Genomic DNA, 898 nt, shown 5'->3' on the forward strand with positions numbered 1-898 from the left:
CGCCGGCATGCGGCCGGGGATCGGCTCCAGCCGCGCCTGCGCGCCGGTCAGCGACGGCATGGCCGCCAGCAGCGCCAGCGTGTAGGGGTGCTGCGCGCCGGTGAACAGCGCGGCGGCCGGGGCGCGCTCGACGATGCGCCCGGCATACATCACCGCCACCTCGTCGGCGATTTCGGCGACGACGCCGAGATTGTGCGTGATGAACAGGATGGCCGTGCCGTGCTCCCGGCGGAGCTGCGCCAGCAGCGCCAGGATCTGCGCCTGGATGGTGACGTCGAGCGCCGTGGTCGGCTCGTCGGCGATCAGCAGGGCGGGCTCGCAGGCCAGCGCCATGGCGATCATCACGCGCTGCCGCATGCCGCCCGACAGCTCGTGCGGATAGGCGTCGATCCGCCGCTCGGCGGCCGGGATCTGCACCTGGCGCAGCGCCGCCAGGGCGCGCGCCCGTGCCTCCGGCCCAGAGAGGCCGCGATGGATGCGCAGCGCCTCGCCCACCTGGTCGCCGATGGTGAAGACCGGATTCAGGCTGGTCATCGGCTCCTGGAAGATCATCGCCATGCGGTTGCCGCGCAGCCGCGCCATGCCGCGCTCGTCGAGGCCGGCGATCTCCGCCCCCTCGAACAGCAGGCGCCGCGCCGTGGTGGCATACTGCCCCGGCGCCAGCAGCCGCATCAGCGCCATGGCGGTGACGCTCTTGCCCGAGCCGCTCTCGCCGACCAGGCCGGTGATCCGGCCGGGATGGAGGCTCAGCGAGAGATCCTCCACCACCCGCACGCGCCGAGCGGGCGGGCCGAGATCGACGTTGAAGCCCTCCATCTCCAGCACCGGGCCGGGCGAAGCCGCGCTCATGCGCCGGCCCCGGCCCGCAGGGCGCGCAGCTCGGCGCGGCTCGGCAGGG

The 898-nt window shown here is 74.3% G+C and carries 1 protein-coding gene; it reads right to left on the reverse strand.

Annotated features, from left to right (window positions below; genetic code table 11):
* Nucleotides 1–849 (reverse strand): ABC transporter ATP-binding protein (locus HMPREF0731_RS21995; protein WP_007006470.1); only part of this gene is annotated, 849 nt, incomplete at its 3' end.
* Nucleotides 850–898 lie beyond the last annotated feature (49 nt).

Source organism: Pseudoroseomonas cervicalis ATCC 49957 (assembly GCF_000164635.1).
GTDB lineage: Bacteria > Pseudomonadota > Alphaproteobacteria > Acetobacterales > Acetobacteraceae > Pseudoroseomonas > Pseudoroseomonas cervicalis.